General features: G+C 71.3%; 15 protein-coding genes. 4 read left to right on the top strand and 11 right to left on the bottom strand.

The features are described 5' to 3' along the window. Positions 1 to 140: 140 nt before the first annotated feature. Positions 141 to 629, top strand: a complete 489-nt coding sequence (locus ADK52_RS08245) for a hypothetical protein (protein WP_324615890.1) — start codon at positions 141 to 143, stop codon at positions 627 to 629. A 117-nt stretch (positions 630 to 746) separates the two neighbouring features. On the opposite strand, the gene ADK52_RS08240 is transcribed toward ADK52_RS08245, so the two are convergent. The 4 genes from ADK52_RS08240 to ADK52_RS08225 form a co-directional block, all read right to left on the bottom strand. After that, the gene (locus tag ADK52_RS08240) at positions 747 to 1,238 is read right to left on the bottom strand and encodes a flavin reductase family protein (RefSeq protein WP_107090003.1); all 492 of its coding nucleotides are present in this window, start codon (positions 1,236 to 1,238) and stop codon (positions 747 to 749) included. A 119-nt stretch (positions 1,239 to 1,357) separates the two neighbouring features. Next, positions 1,358 to 1,555: a CsbD family protein gene (locus ADK52_RS08235; RefSeq protein ID WP_053689099.1), complete on the bottom strand. Its 198-nt coding sequence runs from the start codon at positions 1,553 to 1,555 to the stop codon at positions 1,358 to 1,360. A 204-nt stretch (positions 1,556 to 1,759) separates the two neighbouring features. After that, positions 1,760 to 2,185 carry a subtilase-type protease inhibitor gene (locus ADK52_RS08230; RefSeq protein ID WP_053689098.1) on the bottom strand — a complete coding sequence of 142 codons (426 nt, stop codon included), beginning with the start codon at positions 2,183 to 2,185 and terminating at the stop codon, positions 1,760 to 1,762. A gap of 410 nt (positions 2,186 to 2,595) precedes the next feature. After that, positions 2,596 to 3,600, bottom strand: a complete 1,005-nt coding sequence (locus ADK52_RS08225) for a MerR family transcriptional regulator (protein WP_053689097.1) — start codon at positions 3,598 to 3,600, stop codon at positions 2,596 to 2,598. 462 nt (positions 3,601 to 4,062) lie between these two features. Between ADK52_RS08225 and ADK52_RS08215 the strand changes: the two genes are divergently transcribed. Together ADK52_RS08215 and ADK52_RS44955 are read left to right on the top strand one after the other, a co-directional pair. After that, a complete protein-coding gene (locus tag ADK52_RS08215; RefSeq protein ID WP_053689095.1) occupies positions 4,063 to 4,869 on the top strand; it encodes an SDR family NAD(P)-dependent oxidoreductase in 807 nt (268 codons plus the stop codon). A gap of 17 nt (positions 4,870 to 4,886) precedes the next feature. Continuing rightward, positions 4,887 to 4,961 carry a 50S ribosomal protein bL37 gene (locus tag ADK52_RS44955; RefSeq protein WP_402420495.1) on the top strand — a complete coding sequence of 25 codons (75 nt, stop codon included), beginning with the start codon at positions 4,887 to 4,889 and terminating at the stop codon, positions 4,959 to 4,961. Between the two features lie 107 nt (positions 4,962 to 5,068). On the opposite strand, the gene ADK52_RS08210 is transcribed toward ADK52_RS44955, so the two are convergent. From ADK52_RS08210 to ADK52_RS08200, 3 genes are all read right to left on the bottom strand, one after another. Continuing rightward, complete coding sequence (locus tag ADK52_RS08210; protein WP_053689094.1) at positions 5,069 to 6,034, bottom strand: alpha/beta hydrolase; 966 nt, start codon at positions 6,032 to 6,034, stop codon at positions 5,069 to 5,071. A 107-nt stretch (positions 6,035 to 6,141) separates the two neighbouring features. Further along, positions 6,142 to 7,497: a hypothetical protein gene (locus ADK52_RS08205; protein WP_053689093.1), complete on the bottom strand. Its 1,356-nt coding sequence runs from the start codon at positions 7,495 to 7,497 to the stop codon at positions 6,142 to 6,144. A 97-nt stretch (positions 7,498 to 7,594) separates the two neighbouring features. Then, the gene (locus tag ADK52_RS08200) at positions 7,595 to 8,890 is read right to left on the bottom strand and encodes a DUF2254 domain-containing protein (protein WP_234343553.1); all 1,296 of its coding nucleotides are present in this window, start codon (positions 8,888 to 8,890) and stop codon (positions 7,595 to 7,597) included. A gap of 232 nt (positions 8,891 to 9,122) precedes the next feature. On the opposite strand from ADK52_RS08200, the gene ADK52_RS08195 reads away from it, so the two are divergent. Next, positions 9,123 to 10,967 (top strand): glycoside hydrolase family 15 protein, encoded by a 1,845-nt coding sequence (locus ADK52_RS08195; protein WP_053689092.1) that lies wholly within the window; start codon positions 9,123 to 9,125, stop codon positions 10,965 to 10,967. A gap of 1 nt (position 10,968) precedes the next feature. Here the strand turns inward: ADK52_RS08195 and ADK52_RS08190 are convergent, their stop codons facing one another. The 4 genes from ADK52_RS08190 to ADK52_RS08175 all read right to left on the bottom strand — a co-directional run bounded on the left by ADK52_RS08190 (position 10,969) and on the right by ADK52_RS08175 (position 16,241). Beyond that, positions 10,969 to 12,735, bottom strand: a complete 1,767-nt coding sequence (locus ADK52_RS08190) for a cation:proton antiporter (RefSeq protein WP_053689091.1) — start codon at positions 12,733 to 12,735, stop codon at positions 10,969 to 10,971. 114 nt (positions 12,736 to 12,849) lie between these two features. Next, positions 12,850 to 13,902, bottom strand: a complete 1,053-nt coding sequence (locus ADK52_RS08185; RefSeq protein WP_053689090.1) for a cytochrome d ubiquinol oxidase subunit II — start codon at positions 13,900 to 13,902, stop codon at positions 12,850 to 12,852. Then, entirely contained in the window at positions 13,902 to 15,407 is a 1,506-nt protein-coding gene (locus ADK52_RS08180; RefSeq protein ID WP_053689089.1) for a cytochrome ubiquinol oxidase subunit I, read from the bottom strand. Before ADK52_RS08180 ends, ADK52_RS08185 begins: the two co-directional genes overlap by 1 nt. A 39-nt stretch (positions 15,408 to 15,446) precedes the next feature. Further along, complete coding sequence (locus tag ADK52_RS08175) at positions 15,447 to 16,241, bottom strand: SDR family oxidoreductase (RefSeq protein ID WP_053689160.1); 795 nt, start codon at positions 16,239 to 16,241, stop codon at positions 15,447 to 15,449. Between the last annotated feature and the right edge of the window lie 75 nt (positions 16,242 to 16,316).

Genomic DNA, 16,316 nt, shown 5'->3' with positions numbered 1-16,316 from the left:
ATCGGAACAGTGCCATGGAAGCCCACCCCCGGAGCCCGGAAGCCCGTTCCTCCCCCGTTCCAGCCTCACGGCGCCTCCTCACGATCTACCTGAACGACCACCTCGCGGGCGCCAGTGCCGGCGTCGCCCTCATCCGCCGCATGGCACGGAACCACCGCGGTACGCCGGCGGGGCCGCCCCTGGCCGAGCTCGCCGAACAGATCACCGAGGACCGGGAGAGCCTGCGCGAGATCATGACGGCCCTCGACGTCCCCGCGCAGTGGTCCAGGGTCGTCATGGGCCGTCTGGCCGAGAAGGCCGGCAGGGCCAAGCTCAACGGACGGCTGGTGAGACGTTCACCCCTCAGTGACGTCCTCGAACTGGAGGCCATGCGGCTCGGGGTGGAGGGCAAGGCGTCCCTGTGGCGGTCGCTGAGCACCCTCGCCGGCGCCTCGTCCGGCCTCGACCCGGCTGCCGTCGACCGGCTGCTGGACCGGGCCCGGCGGCAGGCAGCCGTACTGGAAGGGCTGAGGGTGGACGCCGCGGGCCGGACCTTCACCGCCGACGCCGCATCCCCCACCCGCTCCGGCAGGGGCCGCGCCCCCGGCACAGCACACCACCCGCTGCCGCGAAGGCCCCGCTGGGCGTGACGGGGGCCGCCTGGGCGTGATGAGGGTCGCCGACACCGGTGCCGGGCGCCGCCGGCACGGACGGTCGGCCTGACCCGGGCGGCCCGCCCCGGCGGCCCGCCCCGGTGGCCTGACCGGTCAGACCGGGTGGCCGGCGTCGATCTCCTTGACGTCGTCGTACCGCAGCAGAGCGGGCGCGGTCCGCACCGCTGGGGAGGTCTCGGTGGGTGCCAGGACGAAGCCCACGTGGTCTCCCCCGTCGACCCTCGCCTCGATCCGGCCGACGAACCACGCGCGGGCGCCGGTCAGCAGGGGACTGCCGTCGGCGCTCGGCCTCCAGTCCACCCGTTCGAACTTGTCCACCTCGTCGCCCGTCTCGCCGCCGAACAGCTCGGCCAGCGACCGCTGGCCGCGGTCCAGTACGTGCACCGCCAGGTGCGAGGCGCCGCGGGCCACGCGGAACGTGTGGTTGAGCCGGGAGAGCCACACCACGAAGCGCGGCGGCCCGATCGAGCACTGCGAGGCGAAGCCCACCAGGCAGCCCGACCGCTCGCCCGCCGCGGCCACCGTGACCACGTACACGGGGCCGTCCAGGACGTCGGCGAACGCGTCGAGTTCCGTCTCGGCCACCACTGCTCCCTTGATCTGCCGATCTGCGCTGATCAACGGGATGCGACCCCACGACGCCCAGGCGCCGGGGGGCCGCGTCCTCGCTCACCCGCGAGCCGCGAGGGCTCGCCGGGGCGGCGTCAGGTCCTGTCGCGCTTGTCGCGCAGCGAGTCCTGGATGCCGCGGGCACGCTCCTCGGTCTCGCCCAGGGCCTCCTTCGCCTTGCCCTTGGCTTGGTCCATCTTGCCCTCGGCCTTCATCCGGTCGTTGCCGGTGACCTTGCCGACGGTCTCCTTGGCCTTGCCCTTGGCCTGGTCCATCTTTCCCTTGTCAGCCATGGTGATCTCCTTGGTGTGGGGAATGGAATCTCGACGGTGCCCAAACTAGGCGAAACCGGACCATTGCGCACGGCGGGGGCAGCGGTTCCCACGCGTCCCGTCCCCCGGGCGCCGGGTGCGCGGCGGCCGTCCTTCCGACAGGCCGTCTGCCCCGTCACACCCGTCGCATGCACAACGATCCGCGGGGTGTGCGACCCACGGGCGTCAGAACGCGTAGACGGGGTTCCCGTTCAGGGTCGCGGACATCGCGCACGCGTTGGAGAAGGTGTGCTTCCACGTGACGTGGGCGCCGCGCCATACGCCGTCCGCGGTGACCGTGACGGGGTCGTAGTGCATCGGGCACGCCCGGTCCGGATGCGGAGCGGCCAGCAGGCGGTTGAACTCGCCGCCCGTGGCGTTGAGGGCGTCGCAGGCGGCCCTGGGGGCGGGGTGCGTGCCCTCGGCGGCGTAGGCGCAGCTGAGTACGGTCGCCCGCAGGACCGTACCCGTGGCGGCGTCGTCCCCCTGGGTGACGGTGAAGACCATGGCGGAGGGGGCGTACAGGCTCGTGGGGCTCGCGTCCGCCACGCCCGTGGCGCCGGCGAGACAGAGGAGAGAGGCGGCGGAGACGGTGGCTAAGCGGTGACGCATGACAAGACTCGCTTTCGATTCGAAGGCTTTAGGGGCGCTACGACTTCCATGCAGCGCTCAACTGAGGCCGAGCCTGCCAGGCATGAAGGTCCGCCGCACATCGGCGGTCGATTTACGGACAGTTCGTTCGGATATCGGTTGCGTGAGGGGTATGCGCGCAGCTCCCGCCGACCTCTCGCAGGCCCACGCCCCGCAGGGGCGCGGCGTGTCGACCGGTGTGACCCGACCTCCCGCACCCGCCGCCCAGGTCGCGGCCACCCCCCGTTCGCCGAACGGCCCACCAGGCTGACCGGATCGATGCGGCGACGCCCCCTCATCCCCACCGGAATAAACCATTCCACAGTCGCGCAACCTCCGTGGGGCGAAAGGCTGTTCAGTGACGGAGTGCGGCGCACGATCCGCGCGATCCGTCATCGCGCTGCGCGGAGCGTGAGGATGTACGTCGCCGTGAGCGCGACCCCGGGGTCTTCGTCGTGCGACAGCTCGGTGAGGGCGCGGGTGGCGGTGGTTCCCGGGATGTCCGCGAGGGCCTGGGTCAGTCGTCGGCGCGCGGGAGAGGCGTCGGGGCCTTGCGGGAGGCGGGCGACGAGCGTGGCGGCGATCCGATCGGCCGGCTCGGGTCGGCCGGCCAGCGTGCTCAGCGCGTCGGCCGCGTCGACGTCGTTCGTACCCTCGACGATCATGTCGACGAGTGTGGGGATCGCGTCGGCCGCTCCTGCCGCTCCCAGCGCGAGGGCGGCGTGACTGCGGACCGTGGTGTCGGGGCTCGTGAGGGCGGTTCGCAGGAGGAGGGTCGCCCGTTCGCCCGGAATCTCGGCGAGGGACCGGACCGCCCGCTCCCGTACCTCGGCCACGGGCGAAGCCAGGCCCTGCGCCAGCAGCTCCAGCGCGTCATCGCCCGATCGGGCCACGGCCCAGCGAAGGGCTCCCGCGACGTTCGGATCCGTCTCGCCGAGCGCCGCCTCGACGAGGGCTTCCACCGGGAGCGGCGCCTCTTCGGCCGAAGCCAGCGCCGCGCGCTGGCGTTTCCCGGCGCTCTCCGATCCCAGCGCGTGCAGGAGCGCGACGGTGTGAAGAACCTCCTCCCAGCCGGCCGGATCCGCGGCGCCGATCCGGCGCAGTCGCGTGAGCAGCGCCGTCTCGACGGCGATGCGTTCCCGCGTCTGGCGGATGAGGTCGTCCACGAGAGCCGAGGGCCGGAACCCCGGGTCGTCCAGGGCGCGTGCGACCTCGCGCAGCGACAGGCCCAGGGAGCGCAGGCTCTCGATGTGGAAGATCCGCCGGATGTCCTCGGCCGAGTACTCCCGGTACCCGGACCCGGTCCGTCCCGTCGGCCGCACCAGGCCCAGCGATTCGTAGTGCCGGAGCATGCGGGCACTGACTCCCGACCGCCTGGCGACCTCACCGATCAACATCGCCTTCTCCTGCTCCCCTCGCGGCCGGCCCCGCACGGCCGTACCTGACCGCAATGAAGACCTTGTCACCGTGTCAAGGTCAAATGGGGCCGCGCCACGAGGGCGCCGGCCGGTGCGGGGCACGACTGCTCCGCTCCTCCGTCAGGAGCCCGTCAAAGCCGGGCCCGGCATCTTGCCCGTGGGCATGCCGATGCGCTGGGATGGGTCCATGAACAGCGGTCCGCGCCACGAAGACCGGCCACCGAATACGGTGCAGCCGGTAGCGCCCGCTGCCCGCCCGGCCGTCTGAATCCGGCCGCGCGTCATCCGCTCCACGTACCCGGCTCCGGCCCGATGAAGCCCGTAGCGGCAGCGACGTAGGAGCATTTCGCCCCTTCCCCGCATGACCTGAGCCCACGCCCCGCGCTGCTCCGCGCCCGGGGTGCCGGGCGCATGCGTCATGCCTGCATCCAGGGATCACACATGTCCAACACCCTGTCCGGCCGTACCGTCCTCGTCACCGGGGCCACCTCCGGCATCGGCTTCGAAGCCGCCCGCATGCTCGCCGAGCGCGGCGCCCGCGTCCTCCTCCACGGGCGCACCGCCGAGGAGGCCCGGGCCGCCGCCGACCGGCTGATCGCGACCGCCGGCGTCGAGGGCGCTCTCCTGCACCCGCTCGCCGCCGACTTCTCCCGCCTGGAGGAGGTCGAGACCATGGCCCACACGGTCGTACGGAACCACCCCCTGCTGCACGCGCTGGTCAACAACGCCGCCATGACCGCCCCCGAACGGCACACGCTCACCGCCGACGGCAACGAGATCGCCTTCCAGGTGAACTTCCTGGCCCACTACCTCCTCACCAGCCTGCTGGAGCCGGCACTGACCAGCGACCCCGGCGGCCGGGTCGTCAACGTCTCCTCCTCGCTCCACCGCACCGGCGCGATCCAGTGGAACGACCCGCAGCGCATGCGCCGTTACGCCCGCCTCGCCGCGTACGCGCAGTCGCAGCTGGCGCTGACCGTCTTCGCCGCGGACCCGCGCGTCACCGCCGTCTCCGTCGACCCGGGCATCTGCGAGACCGGCCTCCTCCCCCTCTACGGGCACGAGGGCGCGCCGGCCGCCGAGGGCGCGGCCCACGTCGTACGCCTCTGCGACCCGGCGACCGAGATCGTCAACGGCGCCTACTACGACCGCTCCGAGCGCGTCGCCCCGGCCCCGGCCGCCACTGAGGACCGCACGGTCAAGCGCCTCAACAAGCTCGCCGACCTCCTCGTCGGCCACACCGCCTGAAGGGATCCCGTACCTCCATGTCCAAGCGCGCACGCAAGAAGAGGTCACGCCGCAAGAAGGGCGCCAACCACGGCCGCAAGCCCGGCCAGTAAGCCCCTCCCCTCCCCTCCCCTCCCCTCGCGGGGGCGGCCCGCCGTCCGGGGCCGCCCCCGCGGACCGCGTCCCGGCGAACGAGTGCGCCGGGCGCGATCCGGACCGCTCAGGCGGCGCCGAGTGCGGTGTGCAGGGTGGTGACGGCCTGGCTGATGGCGGCTTCGGCGGCGTGGGTCTCGCGCAGGGCGTTGAGCATGACGAAGTCGTGGACGGCCCCCTGTTGGCGGACGGCCGTGACGGGGACGCCGGCGGCGCGCAGCTTCTCGGCGTAGGCCTCGCCCTCGTCGCGCAGGACGTCGGCCTCCGCGGTGATGACCAGGGCCGGGGGCAGTCCGGTGAGCTGCTCGGTGGTGGCGCGCAGGGGTGAGGCGGTGATCTTGGCCCGGTCAGCGGGGTCGGTGGTGTACTGGTCCCAGAACCACTGCATGCCGTCGCGGCGCAGGTAGTAGTCCGAAGCGAACTGCTGGTAGGAGCCGGTGTCGAAGGCGGCGTCGGTGACGGGGTAGAAGAGGACCTGCTGGCGCAGGTCCAGTCCGCCGCGTTCCTTGGCCATGAAGGTCAGGGCGATGGCCATGTTCCCGCCGACCGAGTCACCCACGACGGCGATCCGGGTGGAGTCGAGGCCGTGCGCCGCTCCGTCGGTGACGACCCAGCGGGCGACGGTCCAGTTCTGCTCGATCGCGACGGGGTAGCGGTGCTCGGGCGAGAGGCCGTACTCGGGGAACACCACGGCGGCGCCGACACCGGCCGCGAGCTCGCGGACGAGGCGGTCGTGGGTGTGGGCGTTGCCGAACACCCAGCCGGCGCCGTGGATGTAGACGATCACCGGCAGCGGGCCGGCCGCCCCTGCCGGACGGACGATCCGCACCCTGACCTCGCCGGTGGGGCCGCCCGGGACGGTCACCCATTCCTCGTCCGCATCGGGCGCGGCGATCTCACCCGACTGGAGCTCGTCCAGGGCCTTGCGGCCCTCGGCCGGCGGCATCTGGAACAGGAACGGCGGCTTCGCCGTGGCCTGCGCGAGCGCGGTCGCGGCAGGCTCCAGGACGGGACGTGCACTCTTCTCGGTCATGTCGGGCTCTCCAGTTCGTGGGACGACGAGCTCGGGCGGCAGTCCTCGAAGTTCGCGGCAGGCAGGCTCCCGAAGGGCTGCGTCCCGCCCCTGGAGTCGAGGTCCTGTCACCGGGGTGGCGGCTCCTGTGCTCCCGCCCGGGCCGCGGTCCGGGCGCTCCCGTTCTCCCCGAGGAAGTCCGCCACCGCCATCGCGAAGAGGAACGCGAGGGCGATGCCGACGATGACCCAGCCGGTCGGGTAGCTCCACAGCACGACGGTCAGCACGGCCGCGGCGACCAGGATCCAGGTGATCCAGGTGCGGTACCGGTGGACGAACGGGCCCACCGGGCCGGTTCGCAGGCCCGCGCGGTCCGCCGTGGAACGGGCGGCCCCGATGCCCGAGTTCCACATCTGCCGTACGAAGGTGGCCCAGCGGCCGGGGCCGGTCAGCCAGGCGGCCAGGGCGACCACGAGGCCGAGCGTCACGGCCATCCGGACCGTCGTACGGAGGTAGTGCGTCAACGCGTCGTACACGCTTCCGGCCGCGGGCTGCGAGACGCTGTCCGGCAGCGCGTTCAGGTACACCACGCGGAAGACGGTCAGGCCGACGCCGAGCATGAGCGTGGCGAAGGCGAAGGCGAGTGCCGCCGTCACGAGAACGCGGCGCCGGTGACGGGAGAGGAGCACACCGGCGGCGATCAGCAGCACCGAGAGGAACGGCAGCCAGTTGCCGGCGATCTGCAGGAGGCGGAAGTAGGTCTTGACCTTGCCGATGTCGTCCGCCCGCAGGACGGTGAAGTCGGTGTGCACCTCGGGGATCTTCGCGGCCGCCTTCAGCCCTTCGTCGACGAGGCGCTGTTTCACCTGGTCGACGACGGGGCCCAGGTCGACGGTGACCGAGTCGTTGTTGATCTTCACGGCGCCCCCGCCGCTGCCCGTGAGGGCCTTGTCCACCGCGGTGTGGATACGGCGGTTGGCATCGGTCCAGATCCGCTCGAACGTCTCGGAGGCGATGATGTCCTGCGCCTTGTCGTGGACGAAGCTGCGGAGGGCGCTCTCCAGCGAGTCGCCGAGCTTGCCGAGCGCCTTCTCCACGAGTGGCCGGTCGTCGGGACCCACGCCTTCCAGCAGGGACGGGAGGTCGATGTGCTCCATCACCGCGTTGGTGACCCGGTTGGCCGCCGCGGCCTGGACGTCCGGATCGGACGCGAGCGGGGCGACCGTCGCCACGTAGCGGTCCGTGTCGCCGACCACGCTCGACGTCCACGCCGCGACGGCCGCGAGCGGGGCGAGCACACAGCCGATGACGATGAGCAGGGCGGCGAAGAACGACTTCCACCGGTGATGGGGTGCGCGGGCCGCCTTGTCGGCCTCCAGCGCCGCCACCCGGGTGCGCAGACGTTCGAGTTCAGAGCGCTCCGCGTCCGGGCCGGGCTCGCGTGTGGGCTCCCCGCCGGGGGCGGTGGCACCTTCGTCCGTCATGACACGTCCTCTCCTGCCCGTGAGGGTTCACCTTGCAGCCGACCACCGGGACGGGGCAGCGGCGAGCATTGCGCGTCCGAGCGGGTGAACGGCCGGATCATCGGGAGGGTTCGCTCCGGGGGCGCCGTCCGCCGCCGATGCCCTGCCGGTCCGCGGTCTGCGCACTGGCGCGGCGGGCGGGGTCGGTGAACGTGCGCAGGACGGATTCGTCGAGGAGGGCGAGCTCTGCGCGTACGGCCGGCAGGCGCTCGGCCGACTGGGTCTCCAGCAGGTCCTCCAGCAGCGCGCGCAGTCGCCTGCACACCTGGAGGGACGTGGCCCCGTACTCGCGGATCTCGGTGACGCCGACCCGGAGGTACTCCTCCCAGCTGCGGCCCGGTACCACCAGCCGCGGCCGGCCCTGGTCGTCGGCGAGCACGTACTGCTCGCGCAACCGGGCCCGGCCGACCGTGTGCAGGAACGTGTCGATGTGGTTGAGGACCTGCACGGCCGTCGTGGGGTCGTTCACGGCGGGTGAGAGGGCGCGGATGGCGATGTCGACGAGGATGCGCAGGGCGAAGGCGGGGTCCTGCTCGATGGTCCGCTCGGTTCCGAGGGAGACGCGTCCGGTCACCTGCCGCGGGTCGAATGACGGCGCGGAGCCGTACGCCTCCACCAAGGTGGTGCCGGGCGGTACGAAGTCGCCGATCTGGTGGGCCAGTACGAGGACGCAGTCGTCGCGGACGGCTGCGGCGATCAGCCCCACCGCGTCGAACGCCTGGATGACTCCCCCGCGTGCGGAGCGGATGTGGGTCACCGGACCGGTACGGGGCAGGGACGCCCCGTCGCGTGCCGCGTGGCGATGGAGGTGTTCCGTCCCCTGGTCGAGCACCTTCTGGCCCAACCTCCCCACCAGGTCGGCGATGGCCACGGGCCGGAGGTTGTGGGTGAACCGGTTGAGGTAGATGAGCAGCAGCATGAGGCTGACGGAGACGGCCACGCCCGACAGGGTCACCCCCAGGTCGGGGACGGAGTCCGACTCGATGCCGCGCAAGAGGGAGTAGGCGAAGGCGAACGTTCCGGTGAACGTGGCCAGCACGGCCTTCTGCAGCCGGTCGCGGTACCACAGGCGCATGTAGCGCGGGGACAAGGTTCCCGTGGCCTGCTGGACGACGAGTACGCCGATGGTCACGACGAACCCCAGCAGCGCGACCATGGACCCGACGACCGAACTGAGTACCGTGCTCGCCGTCGAGGCGGAGTACTGCCAGGTGCCCGGCAGCCAGCCCGCCCCCTCCGCGGCGGCGGCCGCTTCGGCGAGCAGGGCGCCCAGCAGAAGACCGAGCAGGGGGACGATCCACAGGCTCGCCTTGGCGTACTGCCGCAACCGGAAGCGCGCCGCCCAGGACATCATCGTCCGCACCCGTGCGGACCACACCGGACGCCCTCGTGGGCATCGGGAGCCGGCGCAAGGGTCGACAGCACGGGCAGCCTCCGGATTCGGCGGTGCGATGCGACCTGAACAGCCCATTCGTGCGTTCCGATGCTAAGGCCGTTTCCCGGCGGGCGCAGAGGCGGCCCGCTCGGGAGGCTCGCCCGGAAACCTGTGCTTAAGCTGATGGGGTGGCGTCGGAAGGGGCTCTCCCATGGCTGACTACCCGCTGATCGAAAACCATGGCCTGATCGGTGATCTGCAGACCGCGGCACTGGTGACCACGGACGGAACGATCGACTGGTTCTGCTGTCCGCGTTTCGATTCGCCCAGCGTGTTCGGTGCTCTTCTCGACTGGGAGAAGGGCGGCCATTTCACGGTCAAGCCGATGGAAAGCACGTACACCACGAAGCAGTTGTACCTGCCGGACACCGCCATTCTCGTGACGCGGTTCATGACCGAGTCCGGTGCCGGCGAGGTGGTCGACTTCATGCCGGTGACCGGGACGACGGCCACCGACCGCCATCGCCTCGTGCGGATGCTCCGCTGCGTACGGGGCAGCATGACCTTCCAGGTCGACATCGCACCGCGGTTCGACTACGGCCGCAAGCCCCACACGCTGCACGTCACCGAGAACGGAGCGGTGTTCGCCTCCGACGGCCTGGAACTCACCCTCAGCGTGGTGCGGGAGCCCGAGGACGACCGGTTGGTGCACTCCCTCACCGGAGAGCACGACCTGCGCGTCGAACTCGCCCTTGAGGCCGGACAGCAGCGCGGTCTGATCATGGAGTCGGCCGCGGACGGACCGCCGCGCGAGGTCCGGGTCGCCGAGTTCCAGGAGCTCTTCGCCGCCACCAGGGAGTACTGGCGGTCGTGGCTGCGCCAGTCCCGGTACACGGGCCGTTGGCGCGAGACCGTCGAGCGCTCCGCCGTGACGCTGAAGTTGATGACGTACGCACCCAGCGGCGCCCTGGTGGCGGCCCCCACGGCGGGACTGCCGGAACAACTGGGCGGCGAGCGCAACTGGGACTACCGGTTCACCTGGATCCGAGACGCGTCCTTCTCCGTGTACGCCCTGCTGGGGCTGGGGTTCACCGATGAGGCGAGGGCGTTCATCGGCTGGCTGAGCGACCGGGTGAAGGAGAAGGCCGGTCGCGACACCGACACGGGACCGCTGAACATCATGTACCGGGTGGACGGTTCCTCCGATCTCTACGAGGAGACCCTGGAGCACTGGGAGGGGTACCAGGGATCCGCCCCGGTGCGGATCGGCAACGGGGCCGCGACACAGTTGCAGCTGGACATCTACGGCGAGGCGCTCGACAGCATCTCCTTCGCCCACCAGCATGGCATCCACCTGGACATCCAGGGCTGGAAGTCGCTGCGCACGCTGCTCGAATGGCTCGTGGACCACTGGGACCAGGCCGGCGAGGGGCTGTGGGAGACCCGCGGCGGGCGCCAGCACTTCACCTACGGCCGGGTGATGTCCTGGGTCGCGTTCGACCGTGCGCTGCGGCTGGCCGTTGCCCACGGCCGGCCGGCCGAGAGCGCCCGCTGGGCCGCCGAGCGCGACCACATCTACGAGCAGGTGCTGGCGAAGGGCTGGGACCCGGGCCGCAAGGCGTTCGTCCAGCACTACGGGAGCGATGTGCTCGACTCCTCGCTGCTGCGGATGCCGACGGTCGGGTTCATCACGCCCGACGACCCGATGTGGACGTCCACTTTGGACGCGATGGACCGGGAGCTGGTCACCGACAGCCTGGTCTACCGCTACAACCCCGAGGCCTCGCCCGACGGTCTGCGCGGGTCCGAAGGGACCTTCTCCCTGTGCACCTTCATGTACGTCGACGCCCTGGCGCGGGCCGGGCGGGCCGATCAGGCCAGGCTCGTGCTCGAGAAGATGATGACGTACGCCAACCACCTCGGCCTGTTCTCCGAGGAGATCGCCCTGACGGGCCGCCAGCTCGGCAACTTCCCGCAGGCCTTCACCCATCTCGCGCTCATCGACGCGGCCATCACGCTGGACGAGACCCTGAACCGCTTGCAGCAGGGCGACTAGATCAGACCGTGGGAACGGGGCCGAGCAGGACGAGGAGGTCGCCCTCGTGCGGGATCACCGGCTGCGTCTCGTCGACCGGATCCAGCCGGCCGCCGGCGGTGACCACGAACAGCGTTTCGTGCCGTGGCGGGACGGGGTCGGAGGCGGGCTGCACCAGGAACCGGGCGCCCTGTTCGTACTGTTCCGCCAGGACGTGTCTGACGAGTGAGCCGCCGAACAGGACGGCGCCGCCGGTGTAGGGCGCGACGACGCCGTGGCCCTCGTGCGGCGGTCCCACCCGGTAGACGGGGCCCTCGACGTTGTCCTCGACCACCACCGACGCGAGCGCGTTGAAGTCGTCGTCATCGGTGAGCAGGTAGACGGCGTTGACCCCCTCCAGCCGCGCGCGGGGGTTGGTGGCCGTCGCCAGCAGGTCTCCTCTGGCCAGCTGGATCCCGGCGTCCTTGATCCGTTCGCGTTCCTCGCCCATTCCCGCCCACATCTGCACGTCCAGCCCCGCCGACCGCAGGGCCCGTCCCAGCGCGATCGCCCACGGAGCGCCGCCCACGAGCAGCGGGCGCGTGAGGTTCGGCTGGGCGACGCCGAGCCGCCGGGCCATGGGGGCGGCGGTCAGGGCGTACAGCACGACCGTGGAGACGATCACCAGGAAGGTGATGGGAAGGATCTTCGAGGCGCCGCGCAGCCCCAGTTGGACCAGGCTCGCGGAGAAGGCGGCGGCGGTCGAGGCCGCGACGATGCCGCGCGGCGCCATCCAGCCCGTGAACCCGCGTTCTCCCCTGGTCATGTCCTTGCCCATGGTCGCGACGAAGGCCACGAGCGGCCGCACCACGAGGACGAGGAACACGACGAGGACGAGCGTGGGCAGGAGCACGGGCTTCAGGGAGGCGGGGGTGACGCTGGCCGAGATGGAGATGAACAGCAGTCCGATGATCAGCTGGACCAGTGTCTCGAAGAAGGGCCGGCGGGCGGGCATGTCGAAGCCCCGGATGTTGGCGGCGGCCATGCCGATGACGATGGCCGCGATGAGCCCGGTGTCGTCGCGGACGATGTCACAGCCCGCCGACACGGCGATGACCGTGGCCAACTGCGCCAGGGTGCCGAGCGTCTCGCCGAGCCGCAGCACGCGCAGGGTCAGCCACAGCAGCGCGACCCCCACGCATCCGCCGACGAGGCCGACCGCGATGCTGATGAGGAACTGGCCCAGCTGGTAGCCCCGGCCGATGTCGATCCGGTTCGTCGTGTCGATGGCGTGGAAGACGAGGGCTCCGAGGATGGCGCCGATCGGGTCGGTCAGCGTCCCTTCCCAGATCAGCAGGCGCCGCACCTTGTCCGTGGGCCGCACGTACTGGAGCAGGGGGCCCACGACCGTGGGCCCCGACACGACGAGGATCATGCCGACCATCGCGGCCACCCTGAGCGACATGCTGAACAGGGCCGGACCAACGGCGCAGACGGCCAGGAAGGTGATGGCCACCCCGAAGAGCAGCAGTCTGCCCACGATCGCGCGCGTCTGTCCGGTGAGGTTGTGCAGGTCGAGGCCGAGACCGGCGTCGTAGAGGATCACCGCCACGGATAGCGACACGAGGGCGGAGAAGTCGTCTCCGATCAGCTGGTCCGGGTGAACGACGTCGGTGATGGCGCCCGCGGCGAAGCCGGCCGGCAGCAGCAGGATCAGCGCCGGGATGCGCAGCTTGCCGGCCAGGATCTGGCAGACGGCGGCCAGGGCCACGGTCAGGGCGATGCCGAGGAGGACGTCGTTCTCGCTCACAGCGGTTTCCTTCCTCGCCGTACGGGCGCGATGGGGGACTCGACGAGGTTCCGGCGGCCGCGCTCCCCTGGGTGGACGGGAGCGCGGCCGCGGGGGCGGCGCGGCGCCGTGAGCTCAGTCGCCGTCGGCCGCGTCACCCCTCGTGGGGCCGGCCCGGCGCAGGTCGGACTCGGTGAGGGGTTCCAGCTCGCCGTGGGTGTCGAGCCAGTAGAGGAAGAAGACGGCCGGGGCGACGAGCAGCAGGGCGACGAGGCTGACCACCGAGAGCCAGAGCAGCGTCTCGGAATCGCCGGCGGCATCCGCCACGGTCAGGGAAGTGGGGATGAGGTAGGGGCGCTGTGCGAGCCCCCAGGCGAAGACGGCCGCGCCGACGATGCCGACGGCGCTGAAACGGGCCCAGTGCGTCTGCCCCCGCAGCACGAGCAGTCCGGTGGCCGCGAAGAACACCGCGGCCACGATCACGAGGGCGAGCCCCGCACCGTGGGTCAGCCCGTGCCAGATGTGGGGGGCGTCGCCGTGGGTGACGAGGAGCACGCCCACGGCCGTCAGGGCGACCGCGACGAGCGTGACGAGGGCGCGGAGCCGGAAGTAGCCGACCAGGTCGGGTGCGTCGAAGCGCGCCGCGTCGGCGGTCAGGAACACCGCGCCGAGGAGCGCCGTCGTGGCGACGGTGAGCAGCCCGAACAGGAGGGAGGTGGGGTTGGCCCACGCGTCCGCGGAGGCCTCCGTACCCGGCGCGACCCGGCCGGAGGCGATGCCGCCGACGGCCGCCCCGAGGAAGAACGGGGTGAGCAGGGAGGCGATCGCGAACACGGCGCCGTAGAGGCGCCGCCGGGCCAGCCGACGGCTGGGTTTGCGCAGGGCGAACCCGGCGCCGCGCAGGACCAGGCCGAGGGCGGCCAGCGCCAGCGGGAGCCACATCGCCGTGAACACCGTCTGGAACAGCACGGGGAACCCGGTCCACATGAGGATGAAGATGAAGATCAGCCAGACGTTGTTGACCTCCCACACGGGCGCCATGGCGTGGTCGATCAGCCACCTCGGGCGCTTGCCGCGCTCGGCTCCGCCGGCCGTCAGGTCCCAGAAGCCCGCCCCGTAGTCGGTGCCACCGGCGCAGGCGTACGCGGCCACGGCGAGCAGCAGCACGAAAGCGAGGAAGTCGGCCATCACGCACCACCTCCCCCGGACGGTGTGGAGCCGTCGTCTCCCGAGGACGGGGCGTCACCGACCGGGACGGCAGGGCGCGGACCGTAGGGGGTGACCGCCTCCGGTCCCTCCGGCGGCTCCCCCTGCCGCCCGTCCGCCCGCCCGTCCGCCCGCTCGTCGGCCAGGCGCCAGCCGTCGCGCATCTTCAGCAGCACCAGGAGGAACGCCCCGAAGACGGCCACGTACACCACGACCACGAGCCCGAACATGATCCAGAGGGTGGTGGAGCGGGTCGAGGTGACGGCCTCCGCGACGCGCATGTTCTGGTAGACGATCCAGGGCTGGCGCCCCACCTCGGTCGTGATCCAGCCGCATTCGACGGCGACGACGGAGCCCACTCCGGCGCAGGCGGCGCTGCGGTAGAACCATTTGGAGCGGGGCAGCCGGCGGTGGCGCAGCCAGACCAGGCCGTACCAGAGGGCGAGCAGCACGAGCAGGGAGCCGATCATGACCATGGTGTCGAAGGCCCAGTGGGCGATCGTGGCCTGCGTGGCGTTCGGGCGGTCGCTCGCCGGTACGGAGGCCAGCCCGGTCACCTTGGTGTCCGGACTGAACCCGGCCAGGATGGAGTCGAGTTGGGGGATCTTGATGCCGCCGGAGACGGTGCCGTCCGGATGGAGCCGGCCGTAGAGGTACTCCGGGACGTGGGTGTCGGTCTCCCAGACGATCTCCGTCGCGGCGAACTTCACGGGCTGCTTCTGGAACACCTGCCGGGCGATCGAGTCGCCCAGGATGAACTGCACCGGAGTGGCCACCGCAGCGAGGGTGAAGGGGACGGTGAACCCGAGCCGGTGGTAGCGGTCCCGGCGGCCGCGGAGCCACCCGGCGGCGTAGACGCCGGCCACGACGTAGCCCGCCGTCACCAGCATCGCCACCACGAAATGCCAGTACTGGGGACCGAACATCGGGGTGAAGATGGCCTTCCAGACGTTCACGTCGACCGGGTTGCCCTGCGAGTCGAGCGTGAACCCCTGTGGGGTGTTCATCCACGAGTTGGCGGCGAGGATGCCGAACGCGCCCAGCAGCGCGGTGGCCGGCAGCGGCAGCCCGAGCAGGAAGTGGGTGCGGGGCTTCAGCCTGCGCCAGCCGTACAGGTAGATGGCGATGAGCACCGCTTCGAGGAAGAACGCCCAAGCCTCCACGCCGAAGCCGATGCCGAAGACATCGCCCCACCTGCCCATCAGGCCCGGCCAGAGCAGGCCGAACTCGAACGACAGCACGGTTCCGGTGACGACCCCGATCGCGAACTGCACGGCCATCACGGCCGACCAGCGCCGGGCCAGCAGCAGGGCCGTTGCGTCGTTCTTGCGCAGGCCGCGGTAGTGCATGACGAGGGTGATGAGCGGCAGCGCCACCCCCATCGGCACCAGGATGATGTGGGAGGCGAGGGTGAACGCCATGAGCTCCCTGGCCGGGAGCATTTGGGCGGGGGCGTCCGCCGCCAGCAGATGGAGCGTGGTGTGCATACGTTCCTTCGGCGCTCGGGATGACAGGTCGGAGGGGGCTCAGCCGCCGGTGGCGAAGCCGGGGAAGAGGGTCATCCCGCCGTCCACGTAGAGCGTGGTGCCCACGACGTAGTCCATGAGGTCGGAGGCGAGGGCCACGGCCGCGTGGGCGATGTCCTCGGGGTCACCGATGCGCACGTACGGGATCAGCTTGAGCAGGTCCTCCCGAGCCTGTGGCGTCTCCCACGCGCTCCGGTTGATCGGCGTCTTGATGGCACCGGGCGCGATCGCGTTCACACGGATCTTCTTGGGCGCGAGTTCCTGGGCCAGGGTCGCCATCATCATCTGCACGCCGCCCTTGGAGGAGGCGTAGTTCACGTGCCCCGCCCAGGGAATGATCTGGTGGACCGAGCTCATGCAGATGATCTTTCCGGCGGCACGGGACACCTCCGGGACGACGCCGCGCCGCAGGAACTCCTTCGTCGCCTCCCGCGCGCAGAGGAACTGGCCCGTGAGGTTGACGTCCAGCACCTTCTGCCACTGGGCGAGCGTCATCTCCTCGAACGGGGCGTCGCGCTGCAGTCCGGCGTTGGCGACGAGGATGTCGATCGTGCCGAACTCCTGGACCATCCGGTCCATCATGGCCACGACCTGGTCCTCCTGGGACACGTCCGCCTCGTACGCGGCGGCGCGCACGCCGAACGAGGCGATCTCCTCGACCACCTTCTCGGCGTCCTCCTTGCCCGCCACGTAGTTCACGACCACGTCGGCGCCGGCCCGGCCCAAGCCGATGGCCGTGGCCTTCCCGATCCCGCTGTTGGCGCCGGTGACCAGCGCCTTCTGCCCCTTGAGCAGGTGGGCGGGGATCACTCCCCGCGGTACGCCCTCGGTGGAACTCACGATCGACCGCCTCCTCGAATGCCCGATCCG

Origin of the sequence: Streptomyces sp. WM6372 (assembly GCF_001279655.1) — a bacterium.
Lineage (GTDB): Bacteria > Actinomycetota > Actinomycetes > Streptomycetales > Streptomycetaceae > Streptomyces.
This window is presented reverse-complemented; position numbering and strand designations above follow the sequence as displayed.

Excerpts from the sequence above, each read along its gene's own strand:
- ADK52_RS08245 (WP_324615890.1), top strand. The coding sequence starts at position 141 with ATGGCACGGAACCACCGCGGTACGCCGGCGGGGCCGCCCCTGGCCGAG.
- ADK52_RS08235 (WP_053689099.1), bottom strand. The coding sequence starts at position 1,555 with ATGGCTGACAAGGGAAAGATGGACCAGGCCAAGGGCAAGGCCAAGGAG.
- ADK52_RS08230 (WP_053689098.1), bottom strand. The coding sequence starts at position 2,185 with ATGCGTCACCGCTTAGCCACCGTCTCCGCCGCCTCTCTCCTCTGTCTC.
- ADK52_RS08225 (WP_053689097.1), bottom strand. The coding sequence starts at position 3,600 with ATGTTGATCGGTGAGGTCGCCAGGCGGTCGGGAGTCAGTGCCCGCATG.
- ADK52_RS08215 (WP_053689095.1), top strand. The coding sequence starts at position 4,063 with ATGTCCAACACCCTGTCCGGCCGTACCGTCCTCGTCACCGGGGCCACC.
- ADK52_RS08210 (WP_053689094.1), bottom strand. The coding sequence starts at position 6,034 with ATGACCGAGAAGAGTGCACGTCCCGTCCTGGAGCCTGCCGCGACCGCG.
- ADK52_RS08205 (WP_053689093.1), bottom strand. The coding sequence starts at position 7,497 with ATGACGGACGAAGGTGCCACCGCCCCCGGCGGGGAGCCCACACGCGAG.
- ADK52_RS08200 (WP_234343553.1), bottom strand. The coding sequence starts at position 8,890 with ATGATGTCCTGGGCGGCGCGCTTCCGGTTGCGGCAGTACGCCAAGGCG.
- ADK52_RS08195 (WP_053689092.1), top strand. The coding sequence starts at position 9,123 with ATGGCTGACTACCCGCTGATCGAAAACCATGGCCTGATCGGTGATCTG.
- ADK52_RS08185 (WP_053689090.1), bottom strand. The coding sequence starts at position 13,902 with ATGGCCGACTTCCTCGCTTTCGTGCTGCTGCTCGCCGTGGCCGCGTAC.
- ADK52_RS08180 (WP_053689089.1), bottom strand. The coding sequence starts at position 15,407 with ATGCACACCACGCTCCATCTGCTGGCGGCGGACGCCCCCGCCCAAATG.